This window comes from Parabacteroides distasonis, from assembly GCF_004793765.1.
Taxonomy (GTDB): Bacteria; Bacteroidota; Bacteroidia; order Bacteroidales; family Tannerellaceae; genus Parabacteroides; species Parabacteroides distasonis_A.
In genome coordinates, this window is the sequence record NZ_SRYM01000042.1 from 1 (window position 1) to 23,459 (window position 23,459).

Sequence of the window (23,459 nt, forward strand, 5' to 3'; positions counted from 1 at the left end):
CATGAGTATGCTAATTATCGTTAACCGTATTCTGTTTTTATATTATAGTTCATATCTTTAATAAACGATCCGTCTAATTGTTTTTGATGCCAAAGATAGCATTTAGTAATTGAATTTAATGCCTTTATCAAATAAATATCGGGTAGGCACCGCATAAAAAACGGGAGGCCCGGATTGTTCACCATTCCCGCCGCGAGTCCGCTCTGTCCTCGTTCTGCCCTCGTTCTGCCTTCGTTCTGCCCTCGTTCTTTAGGATCGAAGATAGAACGGATCTGGAACGGACCTGGATCTTTAACACGGCGGCCCTGCTTGTTGAAAGCGATTTGGCACGGGAGGAAAGCGTGTTGTTAATAGGATGTGATCTGCGACTCGGCCGGGATCATGGGGACGGGGCGTTTGGGCGAATCGGTGGTAGAGGTGATAAATTTGTGGAGTTACCGTGTCGGGCTTGTTAAAATGCAACCTTGTTGTCTTGTTTTGTTGAGAATTGAAAGAAAAAAGAAGAATTTCCTTTTAAACCCCTTGCGCGTATCGATTATTGTTCTACATTCGCGGTGTCAAACAAATAAAGACAACAGGAAAAGATGATGAACAACGTATTGCATATTATTCTCGTGGTGGTCCTTCTAGTCATTAGTAGGTAAGGAGAAAGGTGTGCAAGAAGTCGTGAAGTCGTGAAGATATTTCTTAAGCCTTTCTCCATATAGGGAAAGGCTTTTTTGGTATAAATAAATTAAGGTGGAGGTGTGGGTAAAGCACCCCGCGAATAAAAAACAGGAAAGAGATGAAGAATCCGTTAAGAAGCTCATTTAGCACTGAAGGTCGTAGGATGGCCGGAGCCCGTGCGCTATGGCGTGCCAACGGGATGAAAGAGGAACAGTTCGGCAAGCCTGTTATCGCTATCGTAAATTCATTTACCCAGTTCGTGCCGGGTCATACGCATTTGCATGAGATCGGGCAACTGGTCAAGGCCGAGATCGAGAAACAAGGTTGTTTCGCCGCTGAATTTAATACGATCGCTATCGACGACGGTATCGCTATGGGGCACGACGGGATGCTTTACTCGCTTCCTTCACGCGACATTATCGCGGACAGCGTGGAATATATGGTAAATGCCCATAAGGCGGACGCTATGGTTTGCGTCAGCAATTGCGATAAGATCACGCCGGGCATGCTGATGGCTTCCATGCGATTGAATATCCCGACGGTGTTCGTGTCCGGAGGCCCGATGGAGGCTGGTGAGCTGGATGGCCGCCACCTGGATTTGATCGACGCGATGATTGAGTCCGCCGATACATCGGTAAGCGACGAGCGTATCGAGCAGGTGGAACGCCATGCGTGTCCGGGTTGCGGTTGTTGTTCCGGCATGTTTACCGCTAACTCTATGAACTGCTTGAACGAGGCGATCGGTCTGGCGCTTCCGGGTAACGGGACGATCGTGGCTACCCATAAGAACCGTATCCAGCTTTTCCGCGACGCGGCTAAGCAAATCGTTGAAAACGCTTACAAGTACTATCGTGACGGGGATGATTCCGTGTTACCTCGCAACATCGCTACCCGCCAGGCTTTCTTGAACGCCATGTCGCTGGATATCGCCATGGGGGGGTCTACCAATACGGTGCTTCACTTATTGGCCGTGGCACAAGAGGCCGGCGCCGATTTCCATATGGAGGATATCGATATGTTATCCCGCAAGACCCCTTGCCTGTGTAAGGTAGCCCCGAATACGCACACTTATCATGTGCAAGACGTAAACCGTGCCGGTGGAATCCTCGGTATCATGAACGAGTTGATGAAAGCCGGGCTTGTGGATGGCAGCACGAGACGTGCGGACGGCCTGACCTTGGCCGAGGCTGTTGATAAATACGCCGTCACTTCCCCGAACGTAACGGAGGAGGCGATCCGTAAATACAAGAGCGCTCCCGCTCATCGGTTCAGTATCCGGATGGGTTCCCAAGAATCTTATTATAAAGAATTAGATACGGATCGTGCCGAAGGTTGTATCCGCGACGTGGAGCACGCTTATTCCAAGGATGGCGGCTTGGCTGTTTTGAAAGGGAATATCGCCTTGGACGGATGTGTCGTAAAAACCGCCGGCGTGGATGAGAGTATTTGGGAATTCTCCGGCCCGGCGAAAGTCTTCGATTCACAGGATGCCGCTTGCGAGGGCATTTTAGGAGGCAAGGTCGTTTCAGGCGATGTGGTCGTCATCACGTATGAGGGTCCGAAAGGGGGGCCGGGAATGCAAGAGATGTTATATCCTACCTCTTATATAAAGAGCCGTCACTTGGGTAAGGAGTGCGCTTTGATCACGGATGGTCGTTTCAGCGGCGGTACGTCCGGTCTTTCTATCGGGCATATCTCTCCCGAGGCCGCTTCCGGTGGCGCGATCGGATTGGTGAGAGACGGGGATGTCATCGAGATCAATATCCCGGAACGTTCCATCAACGTGCGGCTGAGCGACGAGGAGTTGGCCGAGCGCCGTAAGGCGGAAGAGGCGCGTGGAAAGAAAGCCTTTACGCCGCCGACGCGTCAGCGTGAGGTATCGAAAGCGTTGAGGGCGTATGGGAAGATGGTTAGCTCCGCCGATAAGGGAGGTGTAAGGATTGTTGAGGATTAAAGCCAATAATATATACATTAAACACGTTATTTCTTATGGAGAAACAAAAGATAACCGGCTCGGAAGCTTTGCTGAAAGCGTTGATTGCGGAAGGAGTGGATACTATCTTCGGTTATCCCGGAGGACAAGCGATACCTATTTACGACAGTTTATATGATTATAAAGACCAGTTGAGGCATGTATTGGTGCGCCACGAGCAAGGCGCTACCCATGCGGCTCAAGGATATGCCCGTGTATCCGGCAAGGTAGGAGTGACACTGGTTACTTCCGGCCCGGGCGCTACGAATACCATCACGGGTATCGCTGACGCGCTGATGGATAGTACGCCAATGGTCGTGATCGCCGGTCAAGTACCCTCGCCGTTGTTGGGAACCGACGCTTTTCAGGAAGTCGACGTGATTGGCATCACGCAACCGATCACGAAATGGGCTTATCAAATCCGCAAGCCGGAGGAGATCGCGTGGGCTGTTTCTCGTGCTTTCTATATCGCTTCTACAGGCCGTCCGGGTCCGGTTGTGCTGGATTTGGCAAAGGACGCTCAAGTCGGGCTGGTGGACTATGAATATAAGAAGGTAGATTACGTACGTAGCTATCAACCGGAGCCGGATATCAAAAAGGATCGCATCAAGGCCGCCGCCGATTTGATCAATGGGGCCGAGAAACCCTTCTGTCTGGTCGGGCAGGGAGTTGTGCTAGGCGGTGCGGAAGAGGAATTGAAAGCGTTTCTCCAAAAGAATGATATACCTGCCGGATCTACGGTATTGGGCTTATCCGCATTGCCAACCGATTTCCCTTTGAACAAGGGAATGCTCGGTATGCATGGAAACGTAGGGCCGAACCGGAAAACGAATGAATGTGATGTATTGATCGCTATCGGTATGCGTTTCGACGACCGTGTGACTGGCGATTTAAAGACATACGCTAAGCAAGCCAAGATTATACACCTGGATATCGACAACTCGGAAATCGGCAAGAACGTTGCCGTAGACGTAAAGGTGCTGGGTAATGCCAAGCACACGATACCGATGATCACGGCGTTGTTGGAAGAACGTAAACGCCCGGAATGGAACGCCGAGTTCGACCGGGACGCAAAAGAGGAATACGATAAGGTAATCGAGAAGGAATTGTATCCGACCGAGGGCCAACTGAAAATGGGCGAGGTGGTCCGTAAGGTTTCCGAGGCGACCGGCAACGACGCTGTACTGGTAACCGACGTTGGGCAGAACCAGATGATGGGCGTCCGCTATTTCAAATATAAACAAACCCGCAGCGTAGTGACTTCCGGTGGTTTAGGTACGATGGGATTTGGTCTGCCGGCCGCTATGGGCGCTAAGCTCGGAGCCCCGGACCGTACGGTCTGCTTCTTTACCGGTGATGGGGGGATGCAGATGACAATTCAGGAATTGGGCACCATCATGCAGGAGAAACTGAACGTGAAGATTATCATTCTTAATAATAACTTCTTAGGGATGGTACGTCAGTGGCAGGAATTGTTCTTCCACGAGCGTTACTCGAACACCATCATGGAGAATCCTGATTTCGTGGCGATCGCCAAGGCCTATGGAATCGCCAGCCGTGCCGTTGAAAAGCGGGAGGAATTGGATGACGCTATCGCCGAGATGCTAAACCACGACGGTGCTTACGTGTTGGTCGCTAACGTGGAGACTTGCGGGATGGTATATCCGATGGTTCCTGCCGGGGGAAGCGTGACAAACATGATTATGGGAGACGAGAAATAAGGAGGAGATGAAGCTATGACAACAAAGAAATTATATACCGTTATTATCTTTTCAGAGAATATCGTAGGTCTTTTGAACCAGATAACGATTATCTTTACACGCCGGCAGTTGAACATCGAGACTCTGTCCGTCTCTCCGTCCGCTATCAAGGGTATCCATAAGTTTACGATCACGACCTTCGCCGATGAGGATATGATCGATAAGGTGGTGAAACAGATCGATAAACGTGTGGATATCTTGAAGGCTTATTATAATACGGATGAGGATCTGGTTTATCAAGAGATCGCCCTTTATAAGCTAAGTACCGAGCTTTTCATCAAGATGGGAACCGTGGAGGGCTTGATCCGTAAATACAACGCCCGTATCTTGGAGATGAACGAGACCTGCGTGGTATTGGAGAAGAGTGGCCACTATGACGAGACACAAGCCTTGTTCAATGAGTTGAGCGAGACGATCGGTGTCCTGCAATTCATCCGTTCCGGACGTGTGGCTATCACGAAGAGCAAGGTGGAGCGCTTGAGCGATATGCTGGCCGATATGGAGCGAAAGTTACAGGAAAAGCAACAATAATAAGATATGGAGAAAGTAGGATTATTTCATTTCGTGGCGGAACCTTATTTAATGGATTTCCGGGGACGTGTAACGCTCCCCATGATTGGTAACTACCTGATTCACGCCGCTTCCAGCCATGCCGGAGAGCGTGGGTTCGGTTTCAATGATATGTCGGAGCGCCATACCGCTTGGGTGTTGTCCCGTCTGGCTATCGAGATGAAGGAATACCCTACAGCCTTCGATAAGATTAATTTATATACTTGGATCGATGAGGTCGGACGCCTCTTCACCAGCCGTTGTTTTGAACTGGCGGATGAGAATGGGAAAACCTTTGGATTCGCTCGTTCTATCTGGGCGGCTATCGATGTGGAGACCCGCCGGCCTACCTTATTGGATATAGAGGCATTGAGCAAATATATCGACGAGCGTCCGTGCCCGATCGAGAAGCCGGGTAAGATCATGCCGGCGGAGAATAAGGCGGAGGGAATCCCGTATTCGATCAAATACAGCGACTTGGATATCAACGGTCACTTCAATAGCGTGAAGTATATCGAGCATCTGCTGGATTTGTTCGATATCAACCGGTTCAAGACCCATGAGATCGGCCGTTTGGAGATCGCCTACCAATCCGAGGGTAAACAAGGCATGCCGCTTACGCTTCATAAGGTAGAGCCCGGTCCCGATAAGCAGGACATGGCTATTTGCCATGAGGGAAAGGCGATCTGTCGTGCGGCGGTTACTTGGAGATAATGAAAGAGATACATAAATAGGTTTTTAAACATTAATAGTTAAAAAGAAAATGGCACAAATGAATTTTGGCGGTGTTGTAGAGAATGTAATGACCCGCGAGGAATTTCCGTTGGAAAAGGCAAGAGAGATATTGAAAGATGAGACAATCGCTGTTATCGGTTATGGCGTACAGGGACCGGGACAGTCATTGAACCTTCGTGACAATGGTTTCAACGTAATCGTTGGCCAACGCCAAGGTAATACTTACGAGAAAGCGGTTGAGGACGGATGGGTTCCGGGTGAGACTCTGTTCGGTATCGAGGAGGCTTGCGACAAGGCCACGATCATCATGTGCTTGTTGTCTGATGCTGCCGTTATGTCTGTATGGCCTACGATGAAGCCTTATCTGACAGCTGGTAAGGCCTTGTATTTCTCTCACGGTTTCGCGATCACTTGGAACGATCGTACAGGTGTTGTTCCTCCTGCGGATATTGACGTGATCATGGTCGCTCCGAAGGGTTCCGGTACGTCTTTGCGTTCTATGTTCTTGGAAGGCCGAGGCTTGAACTCTTCTTTCGCTATCTATCAAGACGCTACCGGCAAGGCGATGGATCGTACGTTGGCGTTGGGTATCGGTATCGGTTCCGGTTATTTGTTTGAGACGACTTTCATCCGTGAGGCTACTTCCGACTTGACCGGTGAGCGCGGTTCCTTGATGGGCGCTATCCAAGGTTTGTTGTTGGCTCAGTATGAGGTATTGCGCGAGAATGGACATACTCCTTCCGAGGCTTTCAACGAGACGGTCGAGGAGTTGACTCAATCCTTGATGCCTTTATTCGCTAAGAACGGTATGGACTGGATGTATGCGAACTGCTCTACGACTGCCCAGCGTGGCGCTTTGGACTGGATGGGTCCGTTCCACGACGCTATCAAGCCGGTTGTCGAGAAATTGTATGCGAACGTAAAATGCGGTAACGAGGCTCAGATCTCTATCGACTCAAACTCTAAGCCGGATTATCGTGAGAAATTGGAGGCTGAATTGAAGGCATTGCGCGAGAGCGAGATGTGGCAGACAGCTGTTACTGTACGCAAGCTTCGTCCGGAGAACAACTGAATAATTGAAAATGGAGAATTGAGAATTGAAAATTAGGATAGTATTTAATTGTTGATTGATAGAGGCGGGTCACTTGTGGGTGGCTCGCCTTGCTTTATGTCATTCGATGTGGATATTCCTTGTCTTCTTGATCTTCCGCATACTGGATGCGGAATGGACGATGTCCAGCACCTCGATGCGTTCCTCGGTGATGCGGTAGATGATAAGGTGTGAATCCAAGATGATGTTCCGGTACATACGGCTTTTCGTAGTTAGGTGCCGGCATTCGGGATAATAAGGATACGTTCGGTCTAACTCGTATAAGATGGCTTTTATCTTGTTAGCGTATAATTCCGCTTGGTAGAATCCAAATAAGTCAAGGCCTTGAACATATACATTATCATAACTCTCCCAAAATGAGCTACTGGTTATAACCTGCTTTTGAGTAGGTCTTGCTTCCATGCCTCAAAACGTTTAAAACCTTCATCCAGGGTTAGGAACGGCCCCTTCTCAATCTCATGGATATGTTCCCATATCTCCTCTTGGGTGAATTGGATGGGGCGGGTGGGATCCCATTGGGGGGCGGTCGGGGCGGTTTTGGCCTTGCGTGTCCTTGCGGCCTTGGCCGCTGTTTCTTTTACGGGGATGTTACTTAATTTCGTCATAGTCGTAATCCTTATTAATTCGTGTGGGGCAAATGTACGGAATATAGTTGGTAATTAATAGTTAATAAGGGATAATGGTTTGCGGATGACGCTGGAATTATTCCTTATCCTTTATTATAAGGTTTGTTATCCATACGGAGAGTACGAAAGGGGCGGTAAGGGTCGTGATCCCCAGACGCATGCCGCCAATCTGTAATCCGATAGATAGTAAGATCGCCAAGGTTGCCCGTATCAGGCTACGGATAGAAAGATGGTTGCCTGCTGCGATAGCGCATAATACACCGTTGTAGCCGAGCAACCCCATGTTAAAATCAGCAATGCTTGTCGCTGGTAGTAATATCATTCCCAATGGCAGCAATGCGCCCCATATTGTGTAGGCTGCGTTTAAGCGTGAGTTTAATAAGATGGCGAAAAGAAGGAATAGCCCTGTTAACATATTGCCTTGAAACATCACTTGTCCGATGTTAGCGCTGAAAGCATAAAGTAAATTTGGGACATGTTCGGGAGGAGTCGCTACAGGTGGGAGCATCAACGAAGGGAATAGATATCGACATAGGATTAATAAAATCCATACCGAAAGTATGAATGGGGCTGTATATCCCGGTAGTTTATTCTGGCGATTGAATTGCCGGGCGATCCCGCTTGATAAGGCGGATCCCATAAGAAGCAGAGATATCGACCAGATATTTATTCTCATGAATACTCCGATCGCTATACCTACCAGTGTTCCGTTGAAACCATATAGGCCTTCGCGTATATCTTCGCGAGAATATCCGAGGAAATAGGCCGCCAGCGTACTTGCGATATTGCCGGCTAACGCCAATAACGCTAAAGTCCATGAACTACAGGCAATACCTATCAGCATTAATAGTCCGGAAAGAGCATTGCCTTGAAACATCACTTGACCGATTCCCCGGCCTACAACGAGTAATCCCTTATACATACCATTTTAGTTTTGACTGCGAAAATAACGAAAATAGCACAATCACGAGCGTAATTCGGGCAACTGTGCCAAGATTCCGGTTACGATATGTTTTGCGGCATGATCGTCAACCTGTTTCTTTTGCGTTTTTTTGCAAATAACCGCTTATATTTTTGTTTGTTAGGATTAAATATCTAACTTTGGCTCTTGTTATAAGAGATACGAATGACACAAGTTTGCAGATATACGGCGTTAACCTTTTTTACCGATAAATATTTGGTGAACTGGCATAATTGTTTAGCAAGCAAGCAAGCAAGCAAGCAAGCAAGCAAGCAAGCAAGCAAATTTAAATTTTAGATATACGGAATATGCGATCCCGTGTGCGGAGGATTTCCTCTGCGTGCGGGATCGTTGTGTTTATGGCAATCCATACCCCGGAAAGGTCATCCGGACACAATACGACACGCTAAGCCGGGAATGGCGAGGGAATCCCGGTATAAGATATTTTGGCAGTCTTCCGGAAGGGCGATTCCCGTCCGGGAAAGATGGTTTTGGAAGGGTCGTCACCGAACGTGGTCGGAGTCGTCACTAGGCAGTGTCTGGTGACGACTCCGACCATGTCGGGTGGCGGCCCTCATTTTTGTCTCTCCCCATGAGCTGCCGTAAACTGTAAAAATGACATTATGGCATTTTATAAGAAGTATCAGCAAAAGGTCAACGGGCTTTGGTATCCCATGTCTGTAACGGCTGGCAAACCAGTCACTACGGACGAGATCGCCGACCGCCTGTCGCAGATCTCCACCGTGAGCCGTGCCGACACCTACGCCGTGTTGAAAGACATGGCGGGGGTACTGGCAGACTACATGGCGCAAGGTCGTACGGTGAAGATCGATGGGTTGGGTACGTTCTACTACACCGCCAACGCCTCCAAGCAGGGCGTGAAGGAGGAGAAGGACGTGAACGCCTCCCAGATTACCGGCGTGCGCGTGCGCTTCATCCCCGAGGCTCGTAGGAGTGGTAGCGGACGGAACATGGTACGCTCCTTGATCAGCGACAACATCTTCTGGATGGAGTTGCCGGCCAATGCGAAGACCACCGATCCGGAGCAGGGCAGTGGAGATTCGGAGAGCCCGGACGAGGTCTGATCCCGGGCGTTTGTGCGGCGTGTTCCCGCCGGAGTACACCTCTAGGTGGATGTGCTTGACGAGAATATCGTAACCTGATTATGTGCGGGAATGTCGTTCGGTACGAACGTGCCGGACGACCTATCCCTGCGTTCTAAGCGTGATAGAATACATTTATTTAAATCTTTATGTTTATGAAGACATCTTTACGAAGATTCAGTTTGAGGTTGTCGCTGGTGGCGATGATCTTGTGCTTGTACGCCGCCTTGCCGGGGCAGGGCTTGGCGTGGGGGCAGACGGATGGGGAGGTACGGTTTGGAAATACTCCTGATCCTGTTTCCTATGGATTTATTTATGATTCAAATGAAACGACCGACTACTCTCATTTTTTTGTGTCCGGCTTCACGGAAGGCATGGCAGTCCGGGTGCAGTTGGCGGACAAGGCGAATCCTAATGGGGTAAGGTTTGCTATTTGGGCGAATGATGCGGAATCTATGCTTGATTTGGTGGACGGTGGATGTTGGATACCGGATGATGTGGTGTCCGCTAATATTAACTTGAGGCTGACTAGTTCAAAGGTGTGCGATGTGGAGTATACCGTGAGCGTGTACGCATCGATGGATATGGCGACCGCTCCTTTGGCTACTACCTTGCATACGGTACGGTATATGAATTCTAGCGATAGGCCGGAGATTAGCAGACCGGATCGTATATCCGGCGAATTAAATACTGATATTCCCTTTACGATTAATGTATCGAAGGCTGGATTCCTGCAAGGGCAACCTGTGCAGATTATGATCTATTTGATAGGGTCGTACGAAAATTTGAGCCTTTCTGGGGAAAACTTACGGAAAGAGTCTGGCAATAGGTATTATTTGAGTGTTCCTTCTTTCTCCGCTTCGCAATATACGTTGACAGCCCATGCGACGGATGTGTGTGGTGGAAATTATGAAATACATATATGTGATAAGGATGGAAACAATGTGACTTTTGCAGATCAAGCCTCGTTTATCATCCCTATTGAGTACTCTGCTGAGGATATCGCCGCCTTGAAAGCGATCGCCGAGGCCAATCCTTTGAGTAATGACTTGCGGAACTTCATCGCTAACAAGGAGTATCTGAAGGATCGGATGCAGGGTGATGGTTATAATGTGGGAGTCCGTTGGAATACGAAACTTCCTGCTCAAGTGAGTAGTTTCTTTATTAAGGATTATAGGACACATACTGTTTCTTCCTTGGACTTGTCGGCTTTGACCGGGCTGGAAAGCGTCTCTTTGAATGGTACTCGATTGAAGTCTTTGGATGTATCTGCGCTGACGAAATTGAGGTATTTGTATTTGGATGGCAACGATTCCCTCACATGGTCTACTGTGAAATTCCCAGATCCATTGCCTGATAATTTTAACGTGCAAGGTTTTACGAAAATTATGGCCGGTACTCCGGTAGACGATTATAATTCATACGTCACCTCCGGTACGGAGATCGACCTTTCCGCTTACGCTGAGGTGAATGGCGTGAAGTCTACGTATCAATGGTATCGTGTGGTTCGGGAGCCTTATAGCAGGACGGAAGCCACGATGGAAGCCGTATCCGGCAAGGAAGGTGCTTTTATCTTTAAGGGAACGCCGGGCGAATATTACCTCTGCGAGATCCGTAACACTACGTATTACGATTGGTATATGCGTACGCCCGAGATCAAGGTAGCCCGCAGATCGGATGATTACTCTCCGGTTGACATCGCCGCCTTGAAGAAACTGGCCGCCGACAATCCGAACGTCACCCAGTTGCAAGAGTTCGTGGACAGCAAGGGCTGGGAACATGAGAATTGGAATAAGTATGGGGATGCGGTTTGTACGGACTGGAGTGCGGAGGAGCTTGGCCGATTGACGCATCTACGTATCCAATTGGATTGGAACTCGAAAGATACGATCTCTTCCCTCGACTTAAGCGCCTTTACTGAATTGAAGTATTTCGAGTGCGAGCGTTTCATGAATATCGAGAAGCTGGATCTCTCGAAGAATACGAAACTGGAGCATTTGCACGTATACAGCAAGAATCTGGCTTCTTTGGATCTTTCTAATTGTCCTGATCTGCAATATTTCCGCTTTGGTACAAACTCTATTGGCGAGGGTAGCTATCAGAATTCGAAGCTGAGTACGGTCAATTTGAGTGGTTGTACAAAGTTGACGGAGCTCTATTTGGAGCACTCGCCGCTTGCCTTGCTGGATATCTCTTCTTTCAAGCAATTGAACCGGTTGGAGATCGAATATTGTCCGAACTTGAAGTTGCAAGGCTTTGATAACGCTACACGATTGGAATACTTAGCCTTGCCGCATACAGACCAGTTCTCCGATCTTTTGAAGAACTTACCCGCTAACATCCGTCATTTGTATTTACAAAGTACGGAGTATGCCCTTCCTTCCTCTGAGGAGGCGAGGCATTTACTTACATTAGGCGTGCCAAGTAATGTGGAGAGCTTGGATATGGCTCAATATCCGAATTTGACAAGGTTGGAGGTTGGTTATGATAACCGTTCCGGCTTGAGGTATTCCACCTTGAAGAATTACCGGCAGAATGTTCGGTATAATGGATTGAGTCGTTATCAGCTTACCTCTCCCTCTCATCCGCATGATCCTGATTTATTCATGAACGGCGATACGATCGACCTTTCATCCGAGGCCGTGATCGATGGCGTGGAGACCGTATTCCTTTGGGTGAACGGCAAGTACGGTATAGAAGAGAAAGAGGCTTTGAAGCCGGTACCGGGTCGTCCGGGCGTATTCGTGCTGGATAGCAAGGAGGAAGGATATGGCAATTATTATTGCAAGATGATGAACACGAAGTTCTGTGAGATCACGGAGATTAATTACAGAAATGGCTGGCAGGTCGAGACCTCATACATCCACGTCGAGACCTCCGTACCGCAAGTATTCGCTGAGAGCGACGTGGTTACCTTGGCCCGTATCGTGGACGCTTCCAACAACAAGGCGTTGACCGAGTGGTGGAACAGCGGCGCATGGCAGACGAATGAGAACTCATCAAATGCGCAAGCTGTTTGGAACAAGGAGAACCCGCGCCGATTGACGGAATTATATTTATATCAGATGGGCAACAGCTTTGCAAAGGAGGTAGATCTCTTGGCGTTGGATAAATTGGAAGTCCTGTCGTTGGCTGGCAATCGAGTGGAAAAATTGTTCTTGCCGAAGAACAATACGGTATTGCGTTCCTTGATGCTGGGTGGTAACTATTCCTTGAAATCCTTGATCGTATCCGAATATCCGTCGTTGGAGTATTTGGACGTATCCAATACGGGCTTGACGGCTCTCGACTTGTCTAACAACAAGAACTTAAAGGAACTGTTCTTGAATTGGACGATGCTTGACGGGGTAGAGAACGGCACTCCGGACCTTGCCGCTCAATTAACCGCATATGGCTTGCCTATGTCCACTACCCGGATCGACTTAGCGAACTTCCCGGCCTTGATGTCTTTCAATGCCGATGGTTCGGGCTTGGAGTTCACCAACGTGGAGAACCCGCGACAAATGGAAGCCGCCTTCGGTGTTGTCAGGTTGCCGGTAGGCGAGGTTCGCCCGGGAGGTTTCGTGGCTTATGGGGAGACAATCGATCTTTCCTCACAAAAGATGGTAGGAACATCTGCCTCTCGCTTCACTTGGGTATTTGGCAATGACACGATCGACCATACCGACAGCCGCTATACGATTACGGAGGACTTGACCCCGAATTATCAAATCGCCGGTAATGTAACCAACCCATTGTTCCCCGGCTGGACGGTTCAGTATCGTGCTTGGGTTTATACTTGCGACGGTGATGCGAACCTCGACAAGCAGGTGAACGTGCAAGACGTGACGGCTACCGTAAGCTACATCTTGAGAGACTCGGCTAATATGATAACAAACTTCGGATGGGCCGAGGCGGACGTGAACTATGATAATAATGTAGAGATCGCCGATGTGGTCGGTATCGTCAACATCATCCGCGACCAGCCTGTTACCAAGGCCGGCATGCTACGTGCCGAGACCGAGGCTCCCGTGTTGGTGGAACTGGATACGGACAACTTCCTGACCATCTCCAGCCAGGTGCCGGTAGCCGGTATCTACTTGGAACTGGTAGGCACTACCGAGGAACTTCCGCTCGTGGGTGAGGCCGCCAAGTTCTTGCAAGCCTCTCACCGGAATGGCGACACGTTGCGTGTGATCGGCTATAGCTTGGACGGACGGACGATTCCTTCGGGCAAGACCCGTATCTTACGTATGCCGGCGGGCGTTACCTTGGTGGGCGCGTCCTTCTCCGACGCGAAGGCGAATAGCTTGAAGTCTGCGGGAGATGCGATCGTGACTTCCAACGCCCCGATAGAGGCGATCGAGCGCTTGGATGCCGTGTCCAACTACCCGAACCCGTTCCGCGGCAGCACGACTTTCCGCTATCAACTGGCTGAGCCGGCCGACGCAGTGACGATCCATGTATTCTCTGCCAACGGAGCTTTGGCCGCAGTATTGAACGGTCTGCCCGGCGAGGTAGGCGAGAACCGGCATACCGCCGCGCTTACGCTTCCGGCCGGTGTCTACTACTATCGCTTGACAGCGAAAGCCGGTCGAGGCGTGAAGGCAAGTAATACTAACATCTTAATCATTAAGTAAGTTATGAACGTAAATCATATAAAACAATTATTCGTAGCCCTCTTCCTGCTGTTATCAGCGGGAACGGCTACCGCCGCCCAGTGGATGTTGAAGAAGACGGACTTGAACGCCGCGGGTAGCAAGGACACGCTTGTCTTGGGCGTGTATGGTAATTCCTTTGGTTTCTCTTCTTTCCAAGTGGATTTCACCTTGCCGGAAGGGGTCTTGCCGGATGGTGCGCCTATTTTGGGCGATGTCGCGATCGACCATGCGCTTACGTGGAAACAGGAGAATGGCAGCTACCGTTGCGTAGTCTATAGCCCGAAGAACACGGAAATGAAAACCCCGGAGGGAGGCCTGCTTTACCTTCCCGTGGAATTGGCCGCTTCTTTTAAAATGGGTACTTTCACGGCTAAGAACGGTCTCTTGTCCAATAAGAAGTCCGAGGGACAAACGGTACCGGATATGACCGCTACCTTGAAATCGTATAAAGAGAAGGCAGATTTGGTGGTGAACGTATCGGGCTTGGAAAAGGTGATGGCGGATCTGAACGGAAACCCCGCCGAGCTAAGCTATACGACCGTACCGGAAGGCAAGGAATTGACGGTCGCTTACTACACGGACGATGCTTGTACGGAAGCGGCTACTGACGCTGATCGCACGAAAGAGGGCATTCTGTATGTAAAACTCTCCTATGCGGGTGATGAGGATTATAACGCTTTCGAGAAGGTCTATGTCATGAGTTTGACCAGCAAGAAGGCGATTGCGACGAGTGGAATCATTGCGCCTGAGGCCACCTCGATCAAGGAAGGACAATTACTTTCCGCTTCCTTGCTGTCTGGCGGTAGCGTTACGGATGAAGGTTATACCGTAGTCGGTAAGTTCGCTTGGACGGATGGAAGTATCGTGGTTCCGGCTGGTGAAAAAGCATATTCTGTTACTTTTTATCCTGATAATTCCTCTTATTATGCTACGGCATCGGTTTCCGTGCCGGTAGCGGTAACCAAGACTTATACGATTACCGCCGTGGCGTCTACCGGTGGTGTGGTGAATGTGTTGGGTAAGACGGAGGATAATAAATATGTAGAAGGACAGACTGTCTCTTTGAAAGCGATCCCGCTGCCTAACTATCAGTTTGACGGTTGGTCGGTGACAGGCTCGAGCGAGACGTTGACCACTGGTGATTCTATCGCTGTCATGGTAGATACAGACAAGACTTACACCGCCAACTTCTCACCGATTATGCACACGTTGTCAATCGCTGTGGAAGGAAATGGTAGCCTGTCGGTTACGGCAGAAGGGAATGAGGTGACCAACGGCGTTTCCCTACAGCAGGGGACGGTCTTGCAGATCCTCGCGACTCCCGACATGAACGCTCAGTTGAAGGAATTGACTATAAATGGCGACTCGCTCAAGGGGGATAAGGTTACGCTAACGAAAGCCTTGGAGATCCGGGCTGCGTTCGAGGCGAAACCCGTGGAGATGGCACTTGTCAACATCCGGCAGACGGCTCACGGCTCTATCTTATTATATAAGGAAGACGGATCGCCGATCGCTTCCGGCTCTACCGTGCGGAAAAACTCGAAGGTACGGGTGATCGCGCTTCCGGACGCCGGGTATCAGTTGGAGGGTAACGTGGCCTTGTCGAACGTATCGGGTGGTACGGACGATCTGTATACCGTGAATGGTGATATCACGGCAACCGCCTCTTTCACGGAGAAAAAGTATAAGGTGGCCGCTTCTGCCGTGAGCAGCAACCCGGGTGAGACGACTGCCGCCGGCAAGATCACCTTGGATAAGGTAGGCGAGCAGCCGTATGGCACGGAGGTACGTATCCTAGATGTCGAGGGACAAGACGGAGCACGCTTGCTTACGATCTTGGCGAATGGTAAGGAAGTTGCCCAGAATGAGGTCTTGACTGTGACCGGCGATTTGACAGTAACGGCCGTATTCGATCATCGGGTGGCGATCAAGAAGGAATATATCATGTGGCCTTACCAAGAATATTACTACAATGGTGTGTCTCGTAATTTCGTGCCTTTCGCTTCCCAAACCTATGCGGGCTTCTCGTTCGAGGTATTATATAAGGACTCGGAAGAGAATGTGACCAAGAAGGCGATCGATGCGGATCATTATACCGTCTTGTTGCATCGTGATGAGGATGGCCTGTACAAAGAGTTCAACGAGACCTATGAGGATGGCTTGGTCATCAAGAAGTCTAAAATTGCGGTGACACAGGTACTTGACGGTGCCGAGGGCTTGAAGACACGTCCAGGCAGGGATGAGGTGGAAGTAGAGATTGACCCGTCCTATCCTGATGCCGATGTGACAAAATATGTGATTTCTCCTAAGAGTACTTCTGCTAAGAAGAACTACGAAGGTACGGTTTATTACCATTCAACGAAACCGGCGAAGCCATTGAACTTTGGTGCATCTGTCTTGCGTTCGGGTGGAGAGCCAAACGGCTATGTACGCATCACCAACGGCGGTATGCCGTATGTGGCAGAGAATGGCGTGGTGTCTGTTCCCGAAGGGGTAACGGTACTATTGGAGGCCGTGCCTGCTGCGGGGTATAAATTCTCTAAGTGGGCTGATGGTAATATGGAGAACCCGAGAGAATACAAGGTGACTGCCGATGCGACAGGTCTCACGCCCGAATTTGTCGGCAAGCCCGAGGCCTCTTTCGCCTTGGCGAGAAACATCTCCGCTTACAATGGTGTGGCGCAGACTGTATCTGTAACGGGTGAGGGTAACGAGCAGTGCCAGATCACCTTCTTCTTCGATCGAGCATGTACACAACCGGCTATCTTGAAAAATGCCGGTACGTATTACGTCCGTGTATACCGTCTAGAGGATGATGTCTATCAAGCGTATGAGAAGACCTTTGAATACACAATTGAGCAGGCTGACGCAAAGGTGGTATGGCCTACCGCATCCGCTATCTTGTCCGGGCATGCGTTGGCAGAGTCTGTCTTACAAGGTGGCCACGCCGGTATCGTTGCCGGAACGTTCGCTTGGAATGATCCGGAAGTCGTGATGACGGCCGGGGGCGACAAAGAAGTGATCTTCACGCCGACTGATCCGAACTATAAGCCGCAGAGTTCTCAGGTGAAAGTAACGGTTGTTTCCTCTGTTTCCTCCTCTACGGATCCCGAGAATCCGGTGACTCCGGTTGATCCGGTTGATCCGGAGAATCCAGAAGGGCCGGACACGCCGACTGGCGTAGAATCCATTGAGGAAGACGCTGTTTTGTATGCCGCGAATCTTTCTATTTTAGCGAATATGCCTAAGTCGGTTACGCTGACGGTGATTGATGTGGCCGGTATTATCGTTTATAAGGAAACGGTAGCGGGCGAGGTGATGATACCCGTAAGCCATGCGGGAGTCTACTTTGTTCGTTGCGAGGCCGCCAGCGAGGTGTTCGTGAAGAAGATCGTAGTTCATTGATATCCTCGATGCCCATCGTAATATGACTACAATGGGCATTGTAAACATTTTATACTGCCCATCGTAACAACCTAACGATGGGCAGTGTTATTTCGTAAGGCATATGGTTGTTTGGCTTATAGTTTGTAATAAATAATGGATAAAAACTTCGAATTATATTTGGTGGTATCAAAAAAGGCCGTATCTTTGCAACGTTGAAACAAAAACAATAAAGACAAGAACAATGACACGCAACTTGCAAAATAGTCTCATTATTTCTCTAAACATTATTCTACTCTGGGAACGGGATAGGAAGTGAGACTGTATGCTTTGCGAGCATTACGATAGATGAAAGAGCCTTTCTCACTTCCTTGTGAGAGAGGCTTTTTTAGTTAGTATAGGATATTAGTAAATTAAGAATATAAGATTATGTCAGACAGATTATTTATTTTCGACACCACCTTACGTGATGGTGAACAGGTTCCGGGATGCCAGTTGAATACAGTGGAAAAGATTCAAGTAGCCAAGGCGTTGGAACAGCTCGGCGTAGACGTGATCGAGGCGGGTTTCCCCGTATCCAGCCCGGGGGATTTTAAGAGTGTGGTTGAGATCTCAAAGGCCGTGACTTGGCCGACCATCTGTGCCTTGACCCGTGCGGTGGAGAAAGATATCGACGTGGCTGCCGAGGCGTTGAAATTCGCTAAGCGGGGACGTATCCATACGGGTATCGGTACTTCGGATTCTCATATCAAATACAAGTTTAACTCCACGCGGGAGGAGATCATAGAGCGTGCGATCGCCGCCACGAAATACGCTAAGAAGTACGTGGAGGACGTAGAGTTCTATTGTGAGGATGCCGGGCGTACGGATAATGAATATCTGGCCCGTGTCGTAGAGGCCGTGATCAAGGCCGGGGCTACCGTGGTGAATATACCGGATACGACGGGATATTGCTTGCCGGATGAGTACGGGGCGAAGATCAAGTATCTGATGGAACATGTGGATGGCGTACATAACGCTATTCTTTCCACCCATTGCCATAATGACTTGGGCATGGCTACCGCGAACACCGTACAAGGCGTGTTGAACGGAGCCCGTCAGGTGGAGGTAACCGTAAACGGTATCGGTGAGCGTGCGGGTAACACGTCATTGGAAGAAGTCGCCATGGTTTTCAAGAGCCATAAAGAACGTGATATTATTACCAATATCACGACGAATAAGATCTATAGTACGAGCCGTATGGTTTCTAGCTTGATGAATATGCCGGTACAACCGAATAAAGCTATTGTCGGACGTAACGCATTCGCTCACTCCTCCGGTATCCACCAAGATGGCGTTTTGAAGAATGCGCAAACCTACGAGATCATCGATCCGAAGGATGTGGGTATCGATGATAACGCGATCGTATTGACTGCTCGTAGCGGTCGTGCGGCGTTGAAGCATCGCCTGCATGTTTTAGGTGTGGATCTGGAGCAGGAGAAATTGGACAAGGTGTACGATGAGTTCTTGAAACTGGCCGATCGTAAGAAAGATATTAATGATGATGATGTTTTGATGTTGGTCGGAAAGGATCGTACGGCCACCCACCGTATTAAATTGGAATATTTACAGGTAACTAGTGGTGTTGGAGTACAATCAGTCGCAAGTATTTGTTTAAATTTGTCGGGAGTAAGAAGATATGAGGCCGCGGCTGGTAACGGTCCGGTTGACGCAGGCATCAAGGCGGTGAAAAAAGCCATTAGTAATAGTGACATGACGATTCAGGAATTCTTGATTCAAGCCATTAATAAAGGTAGCGATGATACGGGCAAGGTGCATATGCAGGTAGAGTATAACGGGGCTACCTATTATGGGTTCTCCGCAAATACCGATATTATCGCCGCTTCCGTGGAGGCTTTCGTGGACGCCATCAATAAGTTTATAGTAGACTAAAAATAGACAAGACAATGAGCAAGACATTATTTGAGAAAATCTGGGACAAACACGTGGTGGACACGTTGCCCGACGGAACCATACAATTGTATATCGACCGTCTGTATTGTCATGAGGTGACTAGCCCGCAGGCTTTCGCCGGATTACGTGCACGTGGATTGAAGCCCTTCCGTCCCGCACAAATCACTTGTATGCCGGACCACAATATCCCGACATTGAACCAAGATAAGCCTATCGAGGACCCTATATCCAAGAATCAAGTGGATACCTTGGAAGAGAATGCGAAGTATTTCGGCTTGACGTATTACGGTCTTCAACATCCGAAGAATGGTATCATCCATGTGGTAGGTCCGGAGACAGGCTTGACGCAGCCGGGTATGACGATCGTTTGTGGCGACTCCCATACTTCTACGCACGGTGCCATGGGTGCTATCGCCTTCGGTATCGGTACGAGCGAGGTGGAGATGACCTTGGCTACCCAATGTATCATGCAGCGTAAGCCGAAAACGATGCGTATCACGATCGATGGTGTACGCAAACCGGGCGTTACGGCGAAGGACTTTGCCTTATACATTATTAGTAAGATGAGTACCAGCGGTGCTACGGGCTATTTCGTGGAGTACGCCGGCGAGGCGATCCGTAATACGACCATGGAGGAACGTCTGACGATCTGCAATCTTTCGATCGAGATGGGTGCCCGTGGTGGTATGATCGCTCCGGACGATGTTACTTTCGATTATTTGAAAGACCGTGAGTTCGCCCCAAGAGGCGAGGAATGGGAGCGGAAGGTGAGCGAGTGGCGTCAGTTATATAGTGATCCGGACGCTAAGTTCGATAAGGAGATCGTTTTCCACGCCGAGGATATCGACCCGATGGTTACGTACGGTACGAACCCGGGCATGGGTATGAGTATCAGCAAAGATATCCCCTCCTTAGAAAGCGTGCCCGAGGCAGGCCGTATCTCTTATAAGAAGTCTTTGGATTATATGGGCTTCAAGGCAGGCGAGTCTATGTTGGGTAAGAAAGTGGATTATGTCTTTTTAGGTAGCTGTACGAATGGCCGTATCGAGGATTTCCGTGCTTTCGCCTCTTTGGTGAAAGGAAAGAAGAAAGCGGATGATGTAACGGTTTGGCTGGTTCCCGGCAGTTGGCAGGTAGAGCGGGAGATTCGTGCCGAGGGGATCGACAAGGTTTTGGCTGAGGCCGGCTTCGTCCTTCGTCAACCGGGATGTTCCGCTTGTCTGGCGATGAATGAGGATAAGGTTCCGGCAGGTAAATATGCGGTCTCCACTTCCAACCGTAATTTCGAAGGCCGCCAAGGACCGGGTGCCCGCACTATCTTGGCGGGGCCGCTTGTGGCCGCCGCCGCTGCCGTGACCGGTAAGATCACAGACCCGAGAGAACTGATGTAAAGACTAATCTAATAAAGTAGCATAAGATGAAAACAAAATTCAATATAATCACAAGCATGTGTGTGCCTCTTCCCTTAGAGAACGTGGATACCGACCAGATTATCCCAGCTCGCTTTCTGAAAGCGACTACCAAAGAAGGGTTCGGCGAGAACTTATTCCGGGATTGGCGATATGATAAGGAAGGTAATAAGATCGAATCATTCGTCTTGAACGATCCTACGTATAGCGGAAAGATATTGGTAGCGGGAAAGAACTTCGGTTCCGGTTCCAGCCGTGAGCATGCGGCTTGGGCGATAGCCGATTACGGTTTCCGTGTCGTGGTCTCCAGTTTCTTCGCCGATATCCATAAAAACAACGAGTTGAACAACTTCGTGCTGCCGGTTGTTGTGACTGAAGAGTTCCTCGCTGAATTGTTCGATTCGATTTACAAGGACCCGAAAACTGAGGTCGAGGTAAATCTACCGGAGCAAACGATCACGAACAAGGCTACGGGCAAAAGCGAGCATTTCGAGATCAACGCCTATAAAAAGGATTGCCTGATCAACGGATTGGACGATATCGACTATTTACTGGCAAATAAATCAAAGATAGAAGCCTTCGAGGCAGCACGCTGATTATGATAGAAATAATGGATACAACCCTCAGAGATGGGGAGCAAACTTCGGGCGTCTCCTTCGCCGCTCACGAGAAGCTTAGCATAGCGCAAGTGCTGCTGAGCGACTTAGGCGTGAACCGGGTGGAGATCGCCTCCGCCCGTGTGTCGGACGGAGAGTTTGAGGCCGTGAAGCGTGTAGCCGCTTGGGCCGCCCGTTCCGGAAACCTAGACAAATTGGAGGTCTTGGGTTTCGTGGATGGTACGGTCTCTCTCGACTGGATTGAATCCGCAGGTTGCCGTGTCGTGAACTTGCTTTGCAAGGGCTCTTATAAGCATGTCACCGAACAGCTCCGTAAGACTCCCGAGCAACACGTTGACGATATTCGTACGGTCGTATTGGAAGCGGAGAGACGGAAGATCGACGTGAATATCTATCTGGAGGACTGGTCGAACGGTATCAAGCATTCCCCGGATTACGTGTTCTTGGTGATCGATGCGTTGAAAGGACTTCCGATCTGCCGTTTCATGCTCCCGGATACCTTGGGCGTCTTGAATCCCGGGAATACTTACGAGTATTGCAAGATGATGGTAGACCGCTACCCGGATTTAAGGTTCGACTTCCATGCGCATAACGACTATGATCTTGCCGTCGCGAATGTATATTCCGCCATCCGCGCGGGTATCAAGGGAATCCATACGACCGTGAACGGCTTGGGAGAGCGTGCGGGCAACGCTCCTTTGAGCAGCGTACTTGCCGTTATCAAGGACCAGTTGGGAGAGGAGACGAACTTGAGGGAGGAAAAGATAAACAAGGCGAGCCGTTTGGTCGAGACCTATTCCGGGGTACATATCCCGCCCAATAAGCCGATCATCGGAGAGCATGTGTTTACGCAGTGCGCCGGTGTCCATGCGGACGGTGATAGCAAGAATAACCTGTATTGCAACGACCTGCTTCCTGAACGTTTCGGACGGGTTCGCGAGTACGCCTTGGGCAAGACCTCCGGAAAAGCGAATATCCGCAAGAATCTGGAAGCGCTCGGTATCGACATGGACGAGGGTTCGATGCGTAAGGTTACGGAACGGATCATTGAGTTAGGGGATAAGAAAGAAATGGTTACCCCGGAGGATCTTCCTTATATTATCAGCGATGTGCTTCATCATGATAATGCGCTGGAGGATCAGAAAATACGGATCTTGAACTATTCCTTATCCTTGGCCCAAGGGTTGAAGCCGGTGGCTACCTTGAAGATCGAGATCAATGGCGAGGCTTACGAGGAATCGGCTTCCGGTGATGGACAATACGACGCTTTCGTTCGTGCCCTACGCCGGATTTATTCCCGTTTGAACCGCCCGTTCCCGATGTTGACGAACTATTCGGTATCCATCCCGCCGGGAGGACGTACGGATGCGTTCGTGCAGACGGTCATCAGCTGGAATTATGCCGGGGTCGATTTCAAGACTCGTGGTCTGGACGCTGATCAGACCGAGGCGGCGATCAAGGCGACATTGAAGATGCTGAACAAGATAGAGGATTAATAATTAAAAAGGTAAAGGGTATGAAAAAGTTGACTATCGCGCTTGTAGCGCACGACAATCGTAAGGCGGAAATGGTAGAATGGGCGGTACATAACGCTGAGTTCTTGTCTCACCACCATATTGTTTGTACGGGTACGACCGGAAATTTGGTTCGTAAAGCTCTCGAGGAAAAAGGGGTGAACGCGGATATTGCTTGTATGCATTCCGGTCCGATGGGAGGCGATGCTGAGATTGCCGCTATGGTTGTCCGTAAGGAGATCGATTTGGCGGTCTTTTTGATAGACGACTTGAATCCGCAACCGCACGAGGCCGACATCCAGATGTTGCTTCGCCAGTGCCGTGTTCATAACGTACCTATCGCTTGTAACCGTTATAGCGCCGACTTGATGATTACAAGTACCCTGTGGGATGATGACACGTATTTCCCCACGGAGCCTAAGTATGTACATTTTAACAGAGAATAATAACAAACATTTA

Annotated in this window: 16 protein-coding genes; 13 read left to right on the forward strand and 3 right to left on the reverse strand. The window is 49.6% G+C overall.

What is annotated here, in order from left to right; genetic code table 11:
- Positions 1-784: 784 nt before the first annotated feature.
- Genes ilvD through ilvC form a run of 5 tightly spaced genes read left to right on the forward strand, consistent with a single transcriptional unit; the run spans position 785 to position 6,754 of the window.
- On the forward strand, positions 785-2,620 hold the full coding sequence (gene ilvD / locus E5342_RS13340; RefSeq protein ID WP_121735899.1) for a dihydroxy-acid dehydratase: 1,836 nt from the start codon (positions 785-787) through the stop codon (positions 2,618-2,620).
- Positions 2,621-2,655: 35 nt separating this feature from the next.
- Positions 2,656-4,359 (forward strand): biosynthetic-type acetolactate synthase large subunit, encoded by a 1,704-nt coding sequence (gene ilvB, locus E5342_RS13345; RefSeq protein ID WP_121735898.1) that lies wholly within the window; start codon positions 2,656-2,658, stop codon positions 4,357-4,359.
- 15 nt (positions 4,360-4,374) lie between these two features.
- Positions 4,375-4,929 (forward strand): acetolactate synthase small subunit, encoded by a 555-nt coding sequence (ilvN, locus tag E5342_RS13350; protein ID WP_005854462.1) that lies wholly within the window; start codon positions 4,375-4,377, stop codon positions 4,927-4,929.
- A 6-nt stretch (positions 4,930-4,935) separates the two neighbouring features.
- Positions 4,936-5,661: an acyl-[acyl-carrier-protein] thioesterase gene (locus E5342_RS13355; RefSeq protein ID WP_121735897.1), complete on the forward strand. Its 726-nt coding sequence runs from the start codon at positions 4,936-4,938 to the stop codon at positions 5,659-5,661.
- Between the two features lie 49 nt (positions 5,662-5,710).
- A complete protein-coding gene (gene ilvC, locus E5342_RS13360; RefSeq protein ID WP_121735896.1) occupies positions 5,711-6,754 on the forward strand; it encodes a ketol-acid reductoisomerase in 1,044 nt (347 codons plus the stop codon).
- 99 nt (positions 6,755-6,853) lie between these two features.
- Here the strand turns inward: ilvC and E5342_RS13365 are convergent, their stop codons facing one another.
- The 3 genes from E5342_RS13365 to E5342_RS13375 all read right to left on the reverse strand — a co-directional run bounded on the left by E5342_RS13365 (position 6,854) and on the right by E5342_RS13375 (position 8,341).
- Positions 6,854-7,195 (reverse strand): type II toxin-antitoxin system RelE/ParE family toxin, encoded by a 342-nt coding sequence (locus E5342_RS13365; RefSeq protein ID WP_121772271.1) that lies wholly within the window; start codon positions 7,193-7,195, stop codon positions 6,854-6,856.
- The gene (locus tag E5342_RS13370) at positions 7,162-7,398 is read right to left on the reverse strand and encodes a hypothetical protein (protein WP_121772272.1); all 237 of its coding nucleotides are present in this window, start codon (positions 7,396-7,398) and stop codon (positions 7,162-7,164) included. Before E5342_RS13370 ends, E5342_RS13365 begins: the two co-directional genes overlap by 34 nt.
- A 97-nt stretch (positions 7,399-7,495) precedes the next feature.
- Entirely contained in the window at positions 7,496-8,341 is an 846-nt protein-coding gene (locus E5342_RS13375) for an urea transporter (protein WP_121772273.1), read from the reverse strand.
- A gap of 662 nt (positions 8,342-9,003) precedes the next feature.
- Between E5342_RS13375 and E5342_RS13380 the strand changes: the two genes are divergently transcribed.
- The 8 genes from E5342_RS13380 (at position 9,004) to E5342_RS13415 (ending at position 23,446) form a co-directional block, all read left to right on the forward strand.
- Entirely contained in the window at positions 9,004-9,465 is a 462-nt protein-coding gene (locus E5342_RS13380) for an HU family DNA-binding protein (RefSeq protein ID WP_121772276.1), read from the forward strand.
- Positions 9,466-9,638: 173 nt separating this feature from the next.
- On the forward strand, positions 9,639-14,102 hold the full coding sequence (locus E5342_RS13385) for a T9SS type A sorting domain-containing protein (protein WP_135959554.1): 4,464 nt from the start codon (positions 9,639-9,641) through the stop codon (positions 14,100-14,102).
- 3 nt (positions 14,103-14,105) lie between these two features.
- Positions 14,106-17,528 (forward strand): InlB B-repeat-containing protein, encoded by a 3,423-nt coding sequence (locus E5342_RS13390; RefSeq protein WP_121772277.1) that lies wholly within the window; start codon positions 14,106-14,108, stop codon positions 17,526-17,528.
- Between the two features lie 408 nt (positions 17,529-17,936).
- Positions 17,937-19,439: a 2-isopropylmalate synthase gene (locus E5342_RS13395; RefSeq protein ID WP_036613255.1), complete on the forward strand. Its 1,503-nt coding sequence runs from the start codon at positions 17,937-17,939 to the stop codon at positions 19,437-19,439.
- A 14-nt stretch (positions 19,440-19,453) separates the two neighbouring features.
- Entirely contained in the window at positions 19,454-20,851 is a 1,398-nt protein-coding gene (gene leuC, locus E5342_RS13400) for a 3-isopropylmalate dehydratase large subunit (protein ID WP_005864399.1), read from the forward strand.
- A 26-nt stretch (positions 20,852-20,877) separates the two neighbouring features.
- Positions 20,878-21,465: a 3-isopropylmalate dehydratase small subunit gene (gene leuD, locus E5342_RS13405; protein ID WP_135959555.1), complete on the forward strand. Its 588-nt coding sequence runs from the start codon at positions 20,878-20,880 to the stop codon at positions 21,463-21,465.
- Positions 21,466-21,467: 2 nt separating this feature from the next.
- A complete protein-coding gene (locus E5342_RS13410) occupies positions 21,468-22,982 on the forward strand; it encodes an alpha-isopropylmalate synthase regulatory domain-containing protein (protein ID WP_122246815.1) in 1,515 nt (504 codons plus the stop codon).
- Positions 22,983-23,002: 20 nt separating this feature from the next.
- Complete coding sequence (locus E5342_RS13415) at positions 23,003-23,446, forward strand: methylglyoxal synthase (protein WP_005854477.1); 444 nt, start codon at positions 23,003-23,005, stop codon at positions 23,444-23,446.
- Positions 23,447-23,459 lie beyond the last annotated feature (13 nt).